Below are 18,855 nucleotides of genomic sequence, written 5' to 3' on the forward strand. Positions count from 1 at the left end.
ATATCTTCTTCAGTTACTGAATAAAGAAATGAGATTTTTAGAAAAGTTTTAACTGCATAGTCTTTATTGACTATGACATTATTATACTAGGGGGTATTTTTATGATAACTATTAGGAAACTATTAAGCATAGGAATAATAATTATACTTATATTAGGGCCATTCATTGGAAAAAGTTTTGCTGAAGCGATAGATAATGGTAGTATATTAAAAGAATATGTAAGCAGTGGATATAATGATAATATATTAGAGCAAAGGAATACCCTATTGAGATTTCAAGCAGAAAACAATTTATCAGTTGATGGTATAATTGGGGATATTACTAATGAAGCATTGAATAAAGAAGAGAAAAAAGTTATAGATATAATACCTGAGGAAATTATTGAAAAGGAATGGTTTATAGTTATAAATAAAACTAAGAAAATATTAACTGTATATAACAATGGAGAAATATATAAAAAATATCCAGTAGCCTTAGGAAAGGATTCTACACCTACACCAGACCATAAATTTACAATAATAAACAAGTTGAAAAATCCTTATTGGGGAGGAATGGGTGGAAAATTTAAACCAGTAAGAGGAGGAGCTCCCAACAATCCCTTGGGGAAAAGATGGCTAGGTCTTTCGACAGAAAAATATAGAGGTTACGGAATTCATGGTAATTCTGCCCCTTTTTCCATTGGAAGATATATTTCTGCTGGTTGTATTAGAATGATTAATGAAGATGTGGAAGAATTATTTGAATATATGCCCATTAAGACAGATGTATGGATCGGAACAGAAGAAGTATTAGAAGAATGGGGAATTAAACAATATATGGAATATGAAAAAAAAGAAGAGGTATGTTCCATGTGGCTGCAAAACATAAGATGGCAGGTTATGATATAATCTGCCATCTATTATTTAGGGAGTGTATTAATAAAAAATCGGGGACGAGCCCCGATTAGTGTAATAGCTTAGCATCTTCTACCGAATCCGCCAAGTATATCCCCATTACAGAAAAGTATAACTAATAGCAAGAAAAAGAAAAGCAAGGAACTATCATTATCACAACGATCTCTATCTCTTCTTCTACCTAATAAATCATCGGTCACAAGTAACACCTCCTAAATATTATTGGTATAGGCAAAATACAATAAGAGAGGTTCTATACAGTAAAATATGCTAGACTAAGATAATGTTATTCTCAAATCCTAGTATATATTATGAAAAGTATACCAGAGTGTGAACGAAATAAGTAAGTTTGGCTTTGAACCAAACCAGAAAAATAGCAAAAACAGTATATGCAATATTTTATAGACTACCTATAGGGAGTTATAACATAATAATATTTATTAAAATAATTAAAATTATAAGAACCCTATGACTTGGACAGCATATATATTTACTGAAAGGGGGATAATATGACTAATAATTATAAAGATGTTGATAATTTATATTATGATGAAGATAATATTAATGATGTAAGAATAGATAATAGGCTTTGCAGAAGGTTTGCACGTATATTAAATGCTTCAATTTTGACATCAGAAGAAGACCTATGCGTAGTAACATTTAATAGAAACATTAGTCCTGAGATTGCAGGAAGGCCTACAAGGAGTGCTCTTGCAATAGCTGCATTATTTTCTTTTGAGTCAATGGATAATAGAGGAAGAACATTAAATTTAGGAGAAACGGTAATACTTCAAAGGGAAATAAATCCTTTCATATCGGCTTTAAGAGAAAGGGATATAGAAGTAACTGCTTTGCATAACCATTGGTTGTTTGACAGGCCAAGGTTGTTCTATATTCACTTTTTCTCTATAGAAGATCCACTGACTTTTGCAAGAAAGGTTGCGGAAGCTCTTCAGGTATTAAGGAGATAAATTTGACCAGGTTTAGGCCTGGTCTTTTTTGCTTGTAAATGAGAGAAATTTTAAAAGTTTTGATATTCCTTCACAATTAGTAACATATAATAAATAATATTAAATTATTGTCCTACCATGTGGCTAATTAAATAAAAATCCTGTATACTAAATATAGGAGGGGATATTATGGAAAAAGTAAAATCCAAATTGGTAATATTTATGATGGTATTAGCATTATTAATGACATTCATACCATTAAATGGGTTTGCAGAAGAAGATAGTTTAAATGAAGAAATTCAGAAAATCAAAACCTTATTTAAAATAGGTAAGGACTATGAGCATTTTAATAAGCACCAGTATGATGCTTATAATGGTAAAATCATTACAAACCTATCCTGGAGTGGTAAAAATAAGAATATTGGTGTAGACATCGATGAAGAGGGCAATATAATAGGTTATTGGAAAAGTGAATATAGTACTGATAATAATCCAAGAATTTATAAATTCCCTAAAATAACTAAAGAACAAGGGGAGAAAGCTGCTAAAGATTTTATAAAGAAACTATATCCAGATATATTAGGTAAAATCAAATCTAGCGATGAAGATGATTTTTATAGTACATATCGTAGGGATAACTTGAGAGGTTATAGTTATAATTTTATAAGAGTAGAAAATGATATAACATTTAATGAAAACAATGTATATGTTAATGTAGATACTCAAACTGGAGAAGTAACTAGTTTTAATATTAATTGGGAAAAAGATTTAGAATTTCCAGATCCGAAAGGTATCATATCAAAAGAAGAAGCCAAAAAAACATATAAAGATAATATTGATTTTGAATTAATATATAAATTTAAAGAAACAGGTGAAGATACAAAATCATACTTAGGATATACTATGATAGATACAGATAAGACAGTAGATGCTAAAACTAAGGATATACTCAGTACTTCATATAAATCTATGTATTCTGTCTATGGATCCATCTCCTATCAAGATATAGGAGATATATCAATTGAAGAAGAAAGTAAATTAATTGATTCTAAAAAAATAATAAATAGGAAAGAAGCAGGTGAAAAAATACTAGACACGTTTAAATTAGGAGAAGAATATGAAGTAAGCGATTATAGATTAAAGGGAAATAAAGAAAAGGATATTTATATATGGGAAGTAATGGTGATGAAACAGATTGGAAACCATGGTAGTGGCACTAGTTCAACAATTAATGCTAAAACAGGAGAGATTATAGATTTTTCTGATCCTGGATCTTGGAGTACAGATGAAGAAAAAGCAAAATATAGTAAAGAAGAGTTGCTTGAAAAAGCAAAAGAAATTATAAAAAATAATAATCCTGAAAAGTACAAGGAAGTAGAATATATAGAGAACCAAAATGAAGATTTAATTTATGGTGAAAATAATATATCAAATTTCTTATTTATAAGAAAAGTAAATGGTGTTAAAGTTGAAAACAATGGTTTTAGAATAGCTTTAAGTAATGTTACAGGTAGGATACTGTCATATAGTTATAACTGGAGTGATTTAGAGTTTAAATCTCCAGATAATTTAATAGTAAAAGATAAAGCTAAAGAAATACTATTAGAAGATAGAGAATTAGATCTAGAGTATCAAATAGAAAACAAAGAAAAAGATAGAAGGAATGTTAAGTTAGTATATGATTTTAGAGATAAACATTTACCAGTAGATGCTAAAGAAGCAGAAGTTATAGACAATAGAAAAGTGTTAGAGGAAAAGTCGGCAATAAAAGAATATAAAGATATTGAAAACAGTTTTGCCAAAAACCAGATCCAAAAATTGCAAAATTATATTTATTTATTCGAGGGAGATGAATTTAAACCAAAACAAGAAATAACTCAGAAAGAATTTTTCCAATTACTTGCCCAAACTAAAGATATATATTATATATATGAGAATCAAAATCGTATATATGAAAGATTTATCCATGAAGGCATTCTAAAAGAAGAAGAAAAAAACATGGAAGCAAAAGTAACTAGAGAAGAAGCCATAAAGTATATAATTAGAGCCTTTGGACAGGAACCATTAGATAATATTGGAGATATATATAAATTGGAGTTTGATGATGTAGATAAGATATCAACTAATTTAAGAGGACATATAGCAATTGCAAAAGGATTGAGAATTATAGGTGAAGGAAGAAATTTCAGACCAAAAGATAATTTAACAAGAGAAGAAGCAGCTGTTTTAATATACAATATCCTAAATAGGGATTTATAATAAGAATAAAACATGAAAAGCACTTATCTAGAAGATAGGTGCTTTTTATATGCAGAAACTCAGTTCTTTTTTTAAAAATGAAAACTATTTTAATTACTGATTCCCTAATAATATCTAACTCAAATTTGGTTATAATAACAGTAAAATTAGATTAATAAATAATAAGATTGGAGGGTTTATATTGGCAGTTGTTAAAGTCATAGAACTTCTTTCAGAATCAGCTAATGGTTGGGAAGCTGCAGCCCAAGAAGCAGTTACAGAAGCATCGAAAACAATAGATAATATTCAAAGCGTATATATAAGCAATATGCAGGCTATTGTTGAAAATAATAAAATAGTTAACTATCGGTTAAATGTGAAAGTTTCATTTATCGTAAAATAGCATAAAAGTTCTTCGATAAAAAGCATATTATTAGATTAATATGCTTTTTTAATGCAAAAAAGAGGAAAATTAGTAAATAGGTCGAAATATAATTAGAGGGTAGAAAATAATTTACTTATCCTATGATGGTAAATCATCTTTTTTTAAATGGAAAGGAGTAAGAATATGATAAATATACTAAAAGAGTTACCAAAAATTGAATTACACTGCCATTTAGACGGAAGCGTAAGACCAGAGACTATGTTTGAGCTTTTATCAGAAAAAGAAGAGTTGAGTTATAAAGGTTTCAAAGAATTTGAAGCATTAGTAAAGGTAAAAGATGAATGTAATTCTTTGGTAGAGTATTTGAAAAAGTTTAAATATCCATTAAAGATTATGCAAAGTCAAGAAAACATAGAGAGGATAACCTATGAGCTATTAGAAGACCTAAATATGCAAAATGTAAAATATGTTGAAATGAGGTTTGCACCTTTTCTCCACACTAGAGAGGGGCTAACCTTTGATGAGGTTGTAAAATCTGTATTAAGAGGAATGGAAGGGGCTAAGAAGGACTTTGGCATAATTTCCAATGCTATACTTATATGTATGAGAGATGAAAGTGTAGACGAAAGCATAAAGGTAGTTGAATATGGTGCCAAATATATTGGAAAAGGGGTAGTAGCAGTAGATTTAGCAGGAAATGAGAAGGATTTTCCTCCGGAATTGCATGAAGAAGCATTTAAACTTGCTTTCCAAAAAGGGTACAATATTACTATCCATGCAGGAGAGACTGGAATAGAAGAAAATATTCCCAAGTCCATAGAATTACTCCATGCTCAGAGAATAGGCCATGGCATAGCAGCAGCAAAAGACCCTAAAATAATGGAATTGTTAAAGGAAAAAAACATATTCCTAGAGATGTGTCCTATAAGTAATCTACAAACTAAGGCAGTAGAATCAATAGAAGATTATCCAATAAGGAATTTCATGGAAAAAGGGTTGAAAATTACAGTAAATACGGACAATACCACAGTTTCAAATACTTCCTTAGAAAAAGAGTACAATTTTTTAATTAAGAAATTTAATTTTAATATTGAAGATATTTTAAAGCTTATAGATAATTCCATAGAGGCTGCGTTTTTACAAGAAAGTGAAAGAATATACCTAAGAAAAACCATAGAAGATGAGTTAATAACAATGGAGTTGATTTAATGAACAAGAGGATTGAGTTGAGTAAAGATAAGAAGGATTATATGATAGGAGCTATTAAAGAATATTTCATAAATGAAAGGGAAGAAGATCTAGGAGATTTAGCAGCAGCATTAATATTGGATTTTTTCATGGAAAAACTTGGGCCAGAAATTTACAATCAAGCTATTCAAGATGCGTATATGTTCGTGAATGAAAAGATTCAAGATTTATTTGAAATTGAAAAACATTATTAGAATAACAGCCTACTATTATGGAAAAACAATCAAAGAGGTGGGAAGATGAGACCAATAGATATGCATTGTGATACAGTTTTAAGATTAATGGAGGATAAAGAAAATACTGGACTATATAAGAATGATTTGAGTGTAGATATAGAAAAGTTAAAAAAAACCAACTCCTTAGCTCAATTTTTTGCCATATGGGTAGATATAAAAAGTGAGCGGGACCCAATGGAGATTTGCTTAGAGATGATAGATAAATTTTATGTAGAAGTGGATAAAAATTCTCAAGAGATTGCAATAGCAACTAATTATGAAGATATTATTCGAAATGATAGAGAAGGTAAAATTTCTGCTGTTCTGGCCATAGAAGAAGGGGCCTCTATTAAGGGCGAATTATACAATTTGAGAAACTTTTATAGATTGGGTGTAAGAGCTATAACTTTAACTTGGAATGAGGCAAATGAGATAGGCTATTCTAATTTTTATGAAGAATATAGAGATAAAGGATTAACGGATTTTGGTCGTGAAGTTGTTTATGAGATGAACAGATTAGGGATGCTTATCGATGTGTCCCATCTTTCAGACCAAGGATTCTATGATGTTTCAAAGGAAAGCACAAAACCTTTTATCGCATCTCATTCAAATTCACGTACAATTAAAGAACATTCTAGAAATCTAACAGATAATATGATTAAGATACTTTCAAATAGTGGAGGAGTAATGGGTATATGTTTTGAAAGGGATTTTTTAGGAGATACAGAAAATGCTAGTATAAAAGATATAATAAGACATATTAAGCATATTAAAAATATTGGAGGAATTGATGTTATAGCTTTAGGCTCCGATTTCGATGGTTCCCATCCTAATTGTGAAATAAACAATATAGGTGAAATAGAAAAATTGGCATATGCATTAAAGGATAATGGTTTTTCAGATGATGAAATAGATAAGATATTTTTTAAAAATGCAATGAGGGTAATAAAAGATGTATTATAGATTATTTTGAGTTTATGGAGGTAGCTATTATGAGAATAAGGAGAGCAAAAGAAGAAGATTTTAAAGAAATGTGGCCTATTTTTAAGGAAGTCATAAGTAAAGGGGATACCTATGTATTTAATCCTGATACAAGCATGGAAGATGCCTACTCCTACTGGTTTGGAGAGGGGATTAAAACCTATGTAATCGAAGAGGATGATAAAATTGTGGGAATGTATAAACTTATTGCGAATCAACCGGACTTAGGTTCTCATGTAGCAAATGCTTCCTTCATGGTATCTTTAAGCCATCAAGGTAAAGGATTTGGTAGAAAAATGGGAATTAATTGCCTTAAGGAAGCAAAAAAAGCCGGCTTTAAGGCAATCCAATTTAATTTTGTGGTTTCTACCAATACTGGAGCAATTAAGCTATGGAAGGATTTGGGATTTGAGATCGTTGGGACATTACCTAAAGCTTTCAACCATATGGAGTTAGGGTTAGTAGATGCTTACGTAATGTATAGATTTTTAGACGATATTCAATTATAAATGAATAAATAAATATTTAATCAATAGTGATATAGAATAAATGCTTAGGACAATAAACATAATTTTTTCAAGTTTGCTATTGGTCTTAATGGTAATTGGTGAAGATATATTGCTGCCTAAAGGGAAAAATATTTTTATTCCCATAGGGGTAAAGAAATCTGCCACTAAATGGCATATATATCCTATAATAAAACCAGAATATATAGGGTACAGCCCACAGTTTTTTGCACATATTTTAACTATAGTTGTAGATACAAGAAAACCTACTATACTGTGGGTAAAACCTCTATGGGAGGATATTCCTATAAGTAAGGATATTATTCCCAGCAATATAAAGGGTTTACTACCTTTAGTTAAATAATAATATATAAAAATACTTCCAAATGTTAAGTAAAACAAAGCTCTATAAAAATTATTATTTATCAGTAATAATTTTTGATTTAATTTACTCTTAGGGTGATCTAAATCAGGAACCAAAGATCCAACTATTGAAGATAAAACTATAATCAGTTGATTTTCTATAGGTTGTTCAATAGATAAAGTTAATGCTGTTGCTATTCCTATTGCTACATGGGTTTGTCCTGTCATAAAAGCTCCTCTCTAATGTCATAAAGAATGAATTAAATTAACGCGACTTGTTATATTATAACTTGTTTAGAACATACATTCAAGTATAAAACAGGAAACAAGGGATGGCTAAATCTGGGAATAAAAAGCGACAACAAAAGGCTTGCTGTCGCAAATTTTTGTGGTTATTTAATTTTATTAGCAGGAATTTCCTGGGCATTTTGATATAGTATTAGATGAGTTACATTGCCAGTATCATCTTTTTGGAAAGTAATTTTAGCATCTACCACTTTATAAAAGAATTCTTCTTCTGACTCAGGAAATATTTCAAATTTATCTTGGTCAGTAAGCTGGGCATAGAGGCTGTTATCTTCCTTTGTAATTTTAATGATTACATTTGGAGCTAATTCGTATTCTCCTACATAATTGTCATATACTTTAGGGTCTATTTCTATTTCCTTTTTTTCTTCTATATCTTCTACTCTTTTGCAAACAAAGGTCATACCTAGTTGTTCAAGGACAAGTTCAGTTATCTTTTCTTCTTCATTTTTAATAAATTCTATTCTAATATCTACGTCTTTAGCAAAGAACCTGTTATTTGATAGAGGTAGTATTTCAAAAGCATTTTGGCTCGTAACTTGGGCATATAATTTATCCTCTATTTTGGTTATATTTATATATGTGCCATCTATAAATTCATACTTTCCGATATAATTATCATATAAATTTGGATCCTCTATTTCAATTTCCTTTAAAACCTCAGGCATTTCATAATCTTTGTCAAGGACTATAGAAGTTAAGGCGTTTGTTAAAGATGTAGTATCATAATAGGCACTATTTGTAAGGATAACAACAAATAAGTCTTTTTCTGGATAACGAGCTATATTAGCAGTAAAGCCCATAGTATTGCCACCATGGAAAATTTGTCTTCCCATATCAGTATCAGCAATCATCCAACCATAACCATAACTTCCTGCACCAGGCATAGTTATATATTCTGTAAATATTTTATCTAAAGTTTCTTTCTTTACGAGCTGTTCTGTACTTAAAGCTCGGTCCCATCGATATAAATCTTCAACTGTAGAATATATATTTCCTGCACCATAGGCCTGGGTTAATACCAACTCATCATCTACAGGATATACTTCTAAAAAGCCTGTATAAGGAGTAGCGTCAGGGAATTGGTTGTCTTCAATATAATATGAACCTGTATTTGACATATTAAGAGGAGTAAATATATTTTTTTGTAAATACTCTTCTAAAGACATATCTGTTATCTTTTCAACTATCATACCTAGTAATACATAATTGGTATTGCTATAGCTAAACTCTTTTCCAGGTTCAAATTCTAAAGGTAGATTTTTTATAAGTTCTATTGTTTTCATAGGGTCTTTATTATTTAAATCAATATCTAAGAACTCGCTTAAGTTTGTATAATTTGTTAAACCTGATGTATGGGTTAATAGATTGTGAATGGTGATTGAATCTCCATTTGGAAAATCAGGGAAGTATTTTGAAATTTTATCTTCCACACTTAGTAATCCTTTTTCATTAAGCTGCATAATAGCTATTGCAGTAAATTGTTTTGTAATAGAGCCAATAGCAAATTTAGTTTGAGATATATTGTTTGTATTTTGCTCAAAATCAGCAAAACCATAGCCTTTATTAAGAAGTACTTCACCATCTTTAGCTACCAATACACTACCATGAAAATTTTGATGTTTTTCAAGGGCTTTTATATAAGCATCTAGTTCAGCTTGTTTATCTTTATCCTTCGATATAGTAAAAAAGGACTCGTTTTTCTCCTCTGGTTGATTAATTTTTAGAACTTGGTGCTTACCATTCCATCCTATAACTAAACCTAGAGCATTGCTGAACAATTCTATTGGTACAAAGGTTTTAGTTTCTTTTAGAATAGGTGGAGATTTTAATACTAGAATTTCTCCATTTACATCAACCTTTGTCTCACCAATTTTTAGTTCAATAATTTGGGAGCCTTTGGAAAGGGTAATACTTCGAGTATTGCCATCCCAATTAACTTTGTATTCCAATTTTTCTGCTATCTCACGTAAAGGAAGCATAATTTGATTAATTTCATTTGTAATTATTTCATCCTCTAGAGAAACTTTCTCTTCATCTAATAGAATATTTATGTTAGCTTGAGGGGTTCCCAATGTAGTAGCAGGAATACCCAATAATAAGCTTACTAGTAATACTATTGATACAATTCTTCTTGATATGTTCATCTTCTATCCCTCCATACTATTTAGATTAACCAATAATTACCTATGGTCATAATATTATTATAACATAGGAGTAGCTATTAAAAAAACTAAAACCCCAGAGATTTTCTGGGGTTTTAGTTTATATTAAATTTTGGCTCTACTATAGGAATAGGGCCATTCCATATCATAATTTAATTTACTAGCAGCTTGTAAAGGCCAATAAGGATTTCTTAATAATTCTCTACCTAGGAATATGAAATCAGCCCTATTGTTTTTTAATATTTCTTCAGCCATATCTGGTTCTGTAACCAATCCTCCAGCGATAATTGGTAAATTGGTTCCCTTTTTAATTGTTTCTGCAAAGGGTATTTGATAACCTGGGTAAACATCAATCCTAGCAGGAACTACTCCTCCTGAACTTATATCTATTATATCTATGCCTTCATCTTTTACAATATTGATTATTTCTACTAAATCTTCTGGATGATTTCCATCTTCTACATATTCTTCAGCAGAAACCCTCAGGATTATAGGTTTGTTTTCAGGCCATACGGTTTTGATTTCTTGAGTTATTTCCCTTAAGAATCTAACTCTATTTTCTATGCTACCTCCATATTCATCTTTTCTTTTATTAGTAAGAGGGGATAAAAATTCATTGATTAAATATCCATGAGCTCCATGGATTTCAATAGTATCAAATCCAGCTTCATTAGCTCTCCTTGCCCCTTCCTTAAAAGCATTTATTACAAATTTTATATCATCTATAGTCATTTCTTCTGGAGTGGGATAAGTATCATTAAAAGCAATAGGAGATGGTGCAATAATCTTTTCAGATTTTACTTCACATTTTCTTCCTGCGTGGGCTAATTGAATGCCTACTTTGGCCCCTAATGCTTTAGAACTTTGGACTATCCTTGCTAGTCCTTCTATATGAGAATCATCCCAGATTCCTAAATCCCCTTCTTTAATCCTTCCTCTACTTTCTACTGCCGTAGCTTCTAAAATTATAAGACCAGTTCCTCCTATGGCACGGGAAGCATAATGGATTTCATGCCAATCCTTAGCATAACCTTCCTCGTCAGCAGCAACCATGCACATAGGTGCCATTACAATACGGTTTTTTAGTTCTAGGTCTTTAATCTTTATATTTGAAAATAATTTAGTCATAGTTACACTCCTTTCCTTAGTCTATATACCCAAGTTTTATGAAATTTATAATTAAAATCAATTTGTTGTTTTTAATGTTTTTAAAAAATTAATTAATAAATTTAAATCAACCTCTTTATTTAAATATTCAACTAACATAGACGAGTTGGTTCTTAATTCTCTATTAATAATAGCTTTAAAATCTAGAGCACTTTTCTCACCTTTATTGTAAACATAATAGTTTTCAAACTTTTTAGCTTTAGATAAAAAATCTTCTATATCTTTAGTATGAATTCTATGGAATTTCTTTTTCCAAACTAAATTTCCGTCTACTATATAGAATAACTTATAACCATCATCTAATCTTTCCCCTACTAAAATTTTTTTATCCTTTGTAATATCCATTTTGTTAGAATGATATAAATATTTTAGCGATGATAGTAAATCCCTGTAATATGAAGCCCTTTCAAATTGTAATAATGAAGAAGCTTCTCCCATTTTAGCTTTTATTTTGGATAGGAATTCTTCCATAGATTCTCCTTGGGATAATATCTCTACTAAAGCTTTTCTATTCTCCTCAAAATCATCTTTTTTCATACTTAAAGGTAAAGGATGATAATTAAATTCATATGAGTATAAACCTTTCTTAATAGGATATATTTTGTGGAAAAGTTTTACTAAATTTACAAGAATGTTTCTACTTCTATAAGGACCAAAACTATATACATTCTTTCTTTCTAGACTAATAGATAGGGGATTAAAACTATTGTCGTCTTCTATTATCAAATATACATATTTTTTATGATTCTTAAACTGGCTATTATAAATAGGTCTATATTTTTTTATTAAACAACATTCTAATAATTGAGCTTCTAAATGGGTGTCTGTAACAATAAAATCAATATCATGGATATTGAAGACCATTTGCTTTATTTTGTTAAAGTTAGCCTTAGTTTGAAAATATGATCTTACTCTTTTACTTAAAGATTTACTTTTACCAATATAAATTATATTCCCTTGGGAATCTTTCATTTGATATATGCCTGGTCTTTCAGGTATGGACTTGATTTTGACTGCTAGTTCTTTAGGTATACTCAATATAATCACCAACTATATATTTAGTATAATCATTTTTTCATATTCTAAAACTTCTGTCAAATATATAAGGCTTTGACAATATAGTGTAGAATAACAAATAAAAGATAAGATTATCAAAGTAGTTAGGTGGAGGATGGATTAGTAATTGTCATGGCCTATATTTGTATCCTTAAATTAAAGTTTTTGTAGATAATTGCATATCCTGATATAAAAGAGAAAGGAAGATTTTAAATGGATTATCCTATCGTTTTTATACCAGGACTCTTTGGTTCTTTGGGGGATGATGTGATAAAGGGAACAGGAGAATTTTCCTTCGGATTGGCAGAAAGAATCTATAGACCTTTCATCAAAATATTGAATGCCATGGGGTATATGGAAGGTTTGAATTTATTTATTTCCTATTATGATTGGAAAAAACCGGTGTTGGAGGCAGTAGATAAATATTTGTTTCCAGACATAGAAAAGGTTAAAAGCAAGACAAGAAAGAATAAAGTAATACTTATTGGTCATAGTCTAGGTGGATTATTGGGAAGGGCTTATCTAAGCTATTTTAGTCCCTCTTCAGTCGATAAATTGATTATGATAGGTACTCCAAATTTAGGAGCTGTAAATGCTTATTATTTCTGGAGTGGAGGGAAAATTCCTTATTCAAAAGTAGAGGATAATATTATTTACAATGGATTGAAAATTGGATTTATGCTTTATTTTTCTCTATTTAAAAATATAAGTCATATAGAGGTTTTAAGGAGTATTTTTCCTGTAGCAAGGGATTTATTGCCTAGCTTTGGGTATGGAAACTATTTATTCTATGAAGAAAATGGGAAAAGGAAGGAAATTGCAGTAGAGAGAATGTTAGCTAAAAATATATTTTTAAGTGAATTGGAAGAAAAGTATATTGATCCGAGTAAGATTTTTATTATTGCTGGTAAAGATATTTTTACTAATAAGGAATTTTTAGTAGATGTAAAGAATAAAGGGAAAACCAAATGGAAAGATGGAAAACCGATAAAAGCTTATAGAACTAATTATGGAGATGGAACAGTAACTACCTTCAGTGCTCTAGGCAATTTAAATGGACAAAATATATTGCTTGAAGGCAATCATACGGATATTTTATACAAGTCAAAGGATTATCTATCTTCTGTTTTAGAAAAACCTTTAAGTAAAGATATTAGAGGAGAGGCAGTAGAAAAAGTCCACATTATTTTTGCTAAAAATTGTGATAGAATTAATGTAATAACTCCCTTAATTAATGAAATATCTAGTCAAAGAATTAATATTGTAGACAATAGGGTAGAGGCTATCTATTTAGGAAATGATAATTTTTGGATTATGGTTGCAGGGGATAGGGATTTAGAAATTCAGCTAGACAAAAGTGTTATCGGGGAAATATTTGTAAAATCAATTAGGAAAGATTGACGTTAATGTACTGGTATGGAGTACCCATGTTTAGCTATCTAAATATAAGGAGACAAAATGAGATGCTTGAATATAAGGGTTGTCCCAACAAATTTTAGTGGAAGGATATAATAAAACCTATATGGATTAAGGAGTATTATCCTATTAAATGTGGCGCTAAACGTCTTTAATGGACAAGGAGAAAGAAATTCCTTGCCCATCTACTTGTTTTATGCTATTTAGTAATGATCATGGTACATTTCAGCTTCTTCTTTAGTTCTATGAACTGTACCATGGGGATGAGCAGGAGGAGCATATATAGAGTAAAGTTTTATTGGTACAGGACCAGTATTGATTAAATTATGCCATGTCCCAGCAGGTATAAATATTACATATCCATCATAAACTCTTGTTTGGAAATTCAAATTATCCATACTATTTCCCATTCTAACAATTCCTCGTCCTTGTTCAATACGAATGAATTGATCCAGGTCAGAATGCATTTCTAAGCCAATATCTTCACCAACATTAATACTCATCAATGTAAGTTGTAGGTGTTTCCCAGTCCATAGCGCAATCAGGATGTGGCTTGTTTTATGTCTATTTTCATATATTATAATAATTTTGTTTATAACCGTAGGATTATCTACGGTTTTTTTATATATAAATCAAAATCAGGAAGGAGGAAAAATAATGATAATTACAAAGAAATTTAAAAATCTTGTATTTTTGTATGGAGGTGATTTTGTATGGAGTCATACTTGATGTATATTCTAGGATTGTTTAAATTCAAAAGATACAATGAAGTTGATGAATATTTTAGAATAGAATATAGAAATTTCTATAAAGCTTCAGAGTCTAGTGATTTTTACAATTATATAAAATGGTAATCAAAAGCCCTATATTTTACCATATAGGGCTTTAGCATATAAAAATTATGTGGGAGAAAATAGATAATATACAGAATTGTTTAGAACCTAATAAACATCTGAAGCAAAAGAAGGACTTAAAAAGAAAATGTAGAATATTATATGGCTAGGACTATTACAAGGTTATAAAACCAATTAATGAAGATTGAATATTTTTATTAATTGGAGTAGATGTATGGGAATTGGAAAAGTAGTTGGATAATGAAACTGACCAGAGTGATGAGCGATTAATGATCTTTAATGTTAATGGAAACTAATATAGGGAGAGGAGAGTTAAGATGAAAAGGGTTTTGCCTTTGCTTATGGTGATAATGATTTTTGTGGGTGGATGTACTCAAACTAAAACATCACAGACAAATTCATTAGATAAACAAGAAGAATCAGTAGAGGCATTAGAAAGTTTAGAGGAGTCAGAAAAGTATAAGACTTTACTTTCGCCAAATAATCGGCTAAGTATTGTAAGAAAACCTGAAGTAGCAGATTATTCTTATATTAATCCGGGGAAATTAATGGAGCTACCCAAATATGATGACCAATGGCAGGTAGATCTAAGAAGCAGTGATTTAACTAATCTTGACTTGAGGGAGAATTTTGAAGATTTAATACATGCTGATTTTGATAGTAAAACACAATGGCCTGGTGAACTACCAGATAATTTTAATCCGGAGATGATCATGGAGTTAGGAAAAAATCCTGGCTTAGGATTAAGGGAACTTCACCAAAAAGGGATTACTAGAAAAGGAGTTGGTATAGCAATAATCGATCAGAGCTTGCTAGTTGACCATGTAGAATATAAAGAACAATTGAAAATGTATGAGGAAATTCATTGTTATGACGAAAGAGCATCTATGCATGGACCTGCAGTTGCATCCATTGCTGTAGGGAAAACTGTTGGAGTAGCACTTGAAGCAGATCTTTATTATATTGCTGAAACCCATGGAATCTACACTATATACGTGGGTAGTAAAGATTTTATGGGGCTTGGAAGAAATCCATTGATAGATGCAGATGACATTACCTCATATGGAAAAGGAGAGTATTGGAAGAAGGGAGAATAATATAACAATGCTCTATTAATAACTATGGACTCTAGATGTACCGCAAGTCCTACTGGCATAAATGATTATGTATATTATAGGGAAGGTGGTATGAGTTGGACAGTACCATATTTAGCAGGATTATACGCATTGGCATGTCAAGTTAATCCAGATATTATATTGGATGTATTCTTTTTTGAACCCCTCAATACAAGCGATACAGTAATTGTTGACGAAACCACTGGGGAAAATTGTTAACCCTATCAGATTAATTGAAAAGATCGAGAAAATGGAATAGTGCGAGAGAAATAATATTTAATTTCAACTTTATCAAAATTGAAACTTCAAAAGGGGGAATTAAGCAATATGAGAATTGTAGTTTTGCATGGGCAATTGCATAAAGGTAGTACATATAATATTACAAAACTTTTTTTAGATAATCTTTCAGATGAAAATACAGAAATAATTGAATATTTTATGCCAAAGGATACCCCATCATTCTGTATAGGCTGTTTTAATTGTTTTACAAAGGGTGAGGAACAATGTCCACATGCTGAGGTGGTTCAACCAATTGTTAAAGCAATTGAAGAAGCTGATTTATTAGTTTTAGAATCTCCTTGTTATGTCTACGGAATGAGTGGTCAACTTAAAACACTTCTTGATCATTTAGCCTATCTATGGATGCCACATAGACCTCATCCCAAAATGTTCAGTAAGGTTGGGCTAGTTATTTCCACCGCTGCAGGTGCAGGTACAAAAAAAGTGACAAAAGCTTTGAAAGATAATCTTTTCTATTGGGGAGTAGCTAAAATCTATCGTTATGGAAAAAATGTTGCTGCTTCAAGCTGGGAAACTGTAAAACCAGAAAAGAAGCGTCAGATAGAAAAGGAAGTTATAAAATTAGCTAGTAGAATTTCAAAACAGATAGGTAAGACAAAACCAGGGATAAAAACCAAAGCAATATTTCAAGTAATGCGAATGAGTCAGAAAATAAATGATTGGAATCCCACTGATAGGGAATATTGGTTACAAAAAGGATGGCTTGATTCGAGTAAGCCTTGGTAAACCACATTAATGAGTATCTATCAGAAGATTTCAAATACCCAAATGCTTTTGAAAAACCTATTGTTTTTTGTCTTATAAATATAAGTCTAATATGTTATAGTTTTTATATATGGAATATTAATTAAAGAATAAATATGAAAGGAAGATTTTATGGGAAAAGAACAAGAATTTGCAAAAAAATTAATAGATTTTATCAATGCAAGTCACAGTTCATTTCATGCAACAAAAAATGTAGAAGAAATACTTATAAAAGAAGGGTTTAGAAAAATTGAATTACAGGACAAATGGAAATTAAATAAAGAAGGTAAGTATTATGTATCTAAGAATAGTTCAGCAATAGTAGCATTCGTAATAGGAAAAGGAGAAATAGAAGATGATGGATTTAGGCTTGTAGGGGCTCATACAGATTCACCAACTTTTAGGATTAAACCTGATCCTGAAATGACTGTGGAAGGAAAGTATTTAAAATTAAACACAGAGGTCTATGGTGGGCCAATATTAAACACTTGGTTTGATAGACCTTTATCTATGGCAGGTAGAGTAAGTATAAAAACTAAAAATCCACTAAAGCCCAAAGAATTATTGATCGATATGGAAAAACCTATAATGACTATCCCTAATTTAGCCATACATATGAACAGAAAAGTAAACGAAGGTGTAAAGATAAATCCTCAAATTGATACTTTACCATTACTATCAACTATAAATGATAAATTTGAAAAAGAGAGTTTCATATTAGGATTAATTGCTGAAAAATTAAATATAAAATTAGAGGATATTCTAGATTTTGAATTGTTCTTATATGGTGTAGAGAAAGGATCTTTAATAGGGCTTAATGAAGAATTTATCTCTATTGGCAGATTAGACGATTTAGCTATGGTTCATGCTGGATTATATGGGCTTATAGATAGTAAAGTAGGTAATGCTACAAATGTACTAGTTTGTTTTGATAATGAAGAAGTAGGTAGCACCACAAAACAGGGAGCAGCGAGCCCCATGCTTAGAACTGTTCTTGAGAGAATTGCAATATCTATGGGTAAGGACAAGGAAGATTATTATAGAGCATTATCCAATTCTTTTTTAATATCTGCTGATATGGCACATGCACTTCATCCTAATTATACAGAAAAGCAAGACCTGACTAATAGACCAGTAATAAACGGAGGCCCAACTATAAAGATATCTGCAAATCAGTCCTATACAACTGATAGTTCGTCGTCAGCTGTTTATGAAGGAATATGTAAATCTGTAAATGTTCCTGTACAAAAGTTTGTTAACAGGTCTGATGAAAGAGGAGGCTCCACTATAGGACCTATATCCTCAACTCAATTAGATATTCCTTCAGTAGATATAGGAAATCCAATACTTGGTATGCACTCTATAAGAGAATTAGGCGGGGTTTTTGATCATTATTATGTCTATAAGTCTTTTCAAGAATTTTATAGTATTATAGCAACAAATTAATTCATATACATTTAAATATATTCTTAATTCTTCAATTGATAGGTAATAATTTACCTATCTTTTTTTGTTCTGATAATAATAATGTAAAAAGAAGGGATTTAAAATAAAATGTAGAATATTAGAGATATGAATCTACATTTAATGAGGTAGGATGGGCTGATAATGTAATCGTTGTAGTTGTTGTTTTAATTTAGTTATTATAGAGGGGCAGTTCGTAAAAAATAGGATGAAACTGTTTATAGTAAATAGCCTATTGATATTTCCAATACTAAGAACGTTATAGGAAATACCAATATGGGAGCTACTTATTAATGTCTTTTATGTAAAAAAGTATGTATTAAGCAATGTAGCAAATATGGGAAGGTTATGTGAAATTTGCTTTTAATAGAGTGTTAGAGGGAGGTCCGAGAACTAATAATGATAAAACCAAAAAAATTAAAAAGAGGAGATACAGTAGCAACGGTAAGTTTGTCATGGGGTGGAGCAGGAGATAAAGAATTTAGATAT

General features: G+C 30.5%; 19 protein-coding genes and 1 pseudogene. 14 read left to right on the forward strand and 6 right to left on the reverse strand.

What is annotated here, in order from left to right; genetic code table 11:
- The first annotated feature begins 101 nt into the window (after positions 1 to 101).
- Positions 102 to 887, forward strand: coding sequence for a L,D-transpeptidase (locus tag C3E89_RS01200; protein WP_236910675.1), 786 nt, complete (start codon positions 102 to 104; stop codon positions 885 to 887).
- A 68-nt stretch (positions 888 to 955) separates the two neighbouring features.
- Here C3E89_RS01200 and C3E89_RS01205 read toward each other — a convergent pair whose 3' ends face one another.
- Complete coding sequence (locus C3E89_RS01205; protein ID WP_236910676.1) at positions 956 to 1,093, reverse strand: hypothetical protein; 138 nt, start codon at positions 1,091 to 1,093, stop codon at positions 956 to 958.
- Between the two features lie 309 nt (positions 1,094 to 1,402).
- Between C3E89_RS01205 and C3E89_RS01210 the strand changes: the two genes are divergently transcribed.
- The 7 genes from C3E89_RS01210 to C3E89_RS01240 all read left to right on the forward strand — a co-directional run bounded on the left by C3E89_RS01210 (position 1,403) and on the right by C3E89_RS01240 (position 7,419).
- The gene (locus C3E89_RS01210) at positions 1,403 to 1,864 is read left to right on the forward strand and encodes a DUF1259 domain-containing protein (RefSeq protein ID WP_236910677.1); all 462 of its coding nucleotides are present in this window, start codon (positions 1,403 to 1,405) and stop codon (positions 1,862 to 1,864) included.
- A gap of 168 nt (positions 1,865 to 2,032) precedes the next feature.
- Positions 2,033 to 4,102: an S-layer homology domain-containing protein gene (locus C3E89_RS01215; protein ID WP_236910678.1), complete on the forward strand. Its 2,070-nt coding sequence runs from the start codon at positions 2,033 to 2,035 to the stop codon at positions 4,100 to 4,102.
- A gap of 181 nt (positions 4,103 to 4,283) precedes the next feature.
- Entirely contained in the window at positions 4,284 to 4,484 is a 201-nt protein-coding gene (locus tag C3E89_RS01220; protein ID WP_236910679.1) for a dodecin family protein, read from the forward strand.
- Positions 4,485 to 4,649: 165 nt separating this feature from the next.
- Positions 4,650 to 5,675, forward strand: a complete 1,026-nt coding sequence (gene add / locus C3E89_RS01225; RefSeq protein WP_236910680.1) for an adenosine deaminase — start codon at positions 4,650 to 4,652, stop codon at positions 5,673 to 5,675.
- Entirely contained in the window at positions 5,675 to 5,908 is a 234-nt protein-coding gene (locus C3E89_RS01230) for a DUF2164 domain-containing protein (RefSeq protein WP_236910681.1), read from the forward strand. Before add ends, C3E89_RS01230 begins: the two co-directional genes overlap by 1 nt.
- A 45-nt stretch (positions 5,909 to 5,953) precedes the next feature.
- On the forward strand, positions 5,954 to 6,892 hold the full coding sequence (locus C3E89_RS01235) for a dipeptidase (RefSeq protein ID WP_236910682.1): 939 nt from the start codon (positions 5,954 to 5,956) through the stop codon (positions 6,890 to 6,892).
- 29 nt (positions 6,893 to 6,921) lie between these two features.
- Positions 6,922 to 7,419, forward strand: a complete 498-nt coding sequence (locus tag C3E89_RS01240; RefSeq protein ID WP_236910683.1) for a GNAT family N-acetyltransferase — start codon at positions 6,922 to 6,924, stop codon at positions 7,417 to 7,419.
- Here C3E89_RS01240 and C3E89_RS01245 read toward each other — a convergent pair.
- The 4 genes from C3E89_RS01245 to C3E89_RS01260 all read right to left on the reverse strand — a co-directional run bounded on the left by C3E89_RS01245 (position 7,414) and on the right by C3E89_RS01260 (position 12,455).
- Positions 7,414 to 8,007: a metal-dependent hydrolase gene (locus tag C3E89_RS01245; protein WP_236910684.1), complete on the reverse strand. Its 594-nt coding sequence runs from the start codon at positions 8,005 to 8,007 to the stop codon at positions 7,414 to 7,416. The two genes, C3E89_RS01240 and C3E89_RS01245, sit on opposite strands and share 6 nt — an antisense overlap.
- Positions 8,008 to 8,171: 164 nt before the next feature.
- The gene (locus C3E89_RS01250; protein ID WP_236910685.1) at positions 8,172 to 10,232 is read right to left on the reverse strand and encodes a serine hydrolase; all 2,061 of its coding nucleotides are present in this window, start codon (positions 10,230 to 10,232) and stop codon (positions 8,172 to 8,174) included.
- Positions 10,233 to 10,355: 123 nt separating this feature from the next.
- Positions 10,356 to 11,378 carry an NADPH dehydrogenase NamA gene (gene namA, locus C3E89_RS01255; RefSeq protein ID WP_005585944.1) on the reverse strand — a complete coding sequence of 341 codons (1,023 nt, stop codon included), beginning with the start codon at positions 11,376 to 11,378 and terminating at the stop codon, positions 10,356 to 10,358.
- A gap of 57 nt (positions 11,379 to 11,435) precedes the next feature.
- Positions 11,436 to 12,455, reverse strand: coding sequence for a GIY-YIG nuclease family protein (locus tag C3E89_RS01260; RefSeq protein ID WP_236910686.1), 1,020 nt, complete (start codon positions 12,453 to 12,455; stop codon positions 11,436 to 11,438).
- A gap of 231 nt (positions 12,456 to 12,686) precedes the next feature.
- On the opposite strand from C3E89_RS01260, the gene C3E89_RS01265 reads away from it, so the two are divergent.
- Positions 12,687 to 13,874 carry an esterase/lipase family protein gene (locus C3E89_RS01265; RefSeq protein WP_236910687.1) on the forward strand — a complete coding sequence of 396 codons (1,188 nt, stop codon included), beginning with the start codon at positions 12,687 to 12,689 and terminating at the stop codon, positions 13,872 to 13,874.
- Positions 13,875 to 14,092: 218 nt separating this feature from the next.
- On the opposite strand, the pseudogene C3E89_RS01270 reads toward C3E89_RS01265, so the two are convergent.
- Positions 14,093 to 14,431: pseudogene (locus tag C3E89_RS01270) on the reverse strand (cupin domain-containing protein); the annotation flags it as partial.
- 171 nt (positions 14,432 to 14,602) lie between these two features.
- Between C3E89_RS01270 and C3E89_RS01275 the strand changes: the two are divergent.
- The 5 genes from C3E89_RS01275 to C3E89_RS01295 all read left to right on the forward strand — a co-directional run bounded on the left by C3E89_RS01275 (position 14,603) and on the right by C3E89_RS01295 (position 18,348).
- The gene (locus tag C3E89_RS01275; protein WP_236910688.1) at positions 14,603 to 14,743 is read left to right on the forward strand and encodes a hypothetical protein; all 141 of its coding nucleotides are present in this window, start codon (positions 14,603 to 14,605) and stop codon (positions 14,741 to 14,743) included.
- Between the two features lie 317 nt (positions 14,744 to 15,060).
- Entirely contained in the window at positions 15,061 to 15,840 is a 780-nt protein-coding gene (locus tag C3E89_RS01280) for a hypothetical protein (RefSeq protein ID WP_236910689.1), read from the forward strand.
- 90 nt (positions 15,841 to 15,930) lie between these two features.
- On the forward strand, positions 15,931 to 16,077 hold the full coding sequence (locus C3E89_RS01285; RefSeq protein ID WP_236910690.1) for a hypothetical protein: 147 nt from the start codon (positions 15,931 to 15,933) through the stop codon (positions 16,075 to 16,077).
- Positions 16,078 to 16,185: 108 nt separating this feature from the next.
- Positions 16,186 to 16,884 carry a flavodoxin family protein gene (locus C3E89_RS01290; protein WP_005585952.1) on the forward strand — a complete coding sequence of 233 codons (699 nt, stop codon included), beginning with the start codon at positions 16,186 to 16,188 and terminating at the stop codon, positions 16,882 to 16,884.
- Between the two features lie 150 nt (positions 16,885 to 17,034).
- Positions 17,035 to 18,348, forward strand: coding sequence for a M18 family aminopeptidase (locus C3E89_RS01295; RefSeq protein WP_236910691.1), 1,314 nt, complete (start codon positions 17,035 to 17,037; stop codon positions 18,346 to 18,348).
- Positions 18,349 to 18,855 lie beyond the last annotated feature (507 nt).

The organism is Clostridium sp. Cult1, assembly GCF_021655095.1.
Lineage (GTDB): Bacteria > Bacillota > Clostridia > Tissierellales > Tepidimicrobiaceae > Schnuerera.

Coding starts and splice junctions, on each gene's coding strand:
- C3E89_RS01265 (WP_236910687.1), top strand. CDS start 12,687: ATGGATTATCCTATCGTTTTTATACCAGGACTCTTTGGTTCTTTGGGG.
- C3E89_RS01295 (WP_236910691.1), top strand. CDS start 17,035: ATGGGAAAAGAACAAGAATTTGCAAAAAAATTAATAGATTTTATCAAT.
- C3E89_RS01285 (WP_236910690.1), top strand. CDS start 15,931: ATGAGTTGGACAGTACCATATTTAGCAGGATTATACGCATTGGCATGT.
- C3E89_RS01240 (WP_236910683.1), top strand. CDS start 6,922: ATGAGAATAAGGAGAGCAAAAGAAGAAGATTTTAAAGAAATGTGGCCT.
- namA (WP_005585944.1), bottom strand. CDS start 11,378: ATGACTAAATTATTTTCAAATATAAAGATTAAAGACCTAGAACTAAAA.
- C3E89_RS01215 (WP_236910678.1), top strand. CDS start 2,033: ATGGAAAAAGTAAAATCCAAATTGGTAATATTTATGATGGTATTAGCA.
- C3E89_RS01235 (WP_236910682.1), top strand. CDS start 5,954: ATGAGACCAATAGATATGCATTGTGATACAGTTTTAAGATTAATGGAG.
- C3E89_RS01280 (WP_236910689.1), top strand. CDS start 15,061: ATGAAAAGGGTTTTGCCTTTGCTTATGGTGATAATGATTTTTGTGGGT.
- add (WP_236910680.1), top strand. CDS start 4,650: ATGATAAATATACTAAAAGAGTTACCAAAAATTGAATTACACTGCCAT.
- C3E89_RS01250 (WP_236910685.1), bottom strand. CDS start 10,232: ATGAACATATCAAGAAGAATTGTATCAATAGTATTACTAGTAAGCTTA.
- C3E89_RS01210 (WP_236910677.1), top strand. CDS start 1,403: ATGACTAATAATTATAAAGATGTTGATAATTTATATTATGATGAAGAT.
- C3E89_RS01230 (WP_236910681.1), top strand. CDS start 5,675: ATGAACAAGAGGATTGAGTTGAGTAAAGATAAGAAGGATTATATGATA.
- C3E89_RS01290 (WP_005585952.1), top strand. CDS start 16,186: ATGAGAATTGTAGTTTTGCATGGGCAATTGCATAAAGGTAGTACATAT.
- C3E89_RS01245 (WP_236910684.1), bottom strand. CDS start 8,007: ATGACAGGACAAACCCATGTAGCAATAGGAATAGCAACAGCATTAACT.
- C3E89_RS01275 (WP_236910688.1), top strand. CDS start 14,603: ATGGAGTCATACTTGATGTATATTCTAGGATTGTTTAAATTCAAAAGA.
- C3E89_RS01200 (WP_236910675.1), top strand. CDS start 102: ATGATAACTATTAGGAAACTATTAAGCATAGGAATAATAATTATACTT.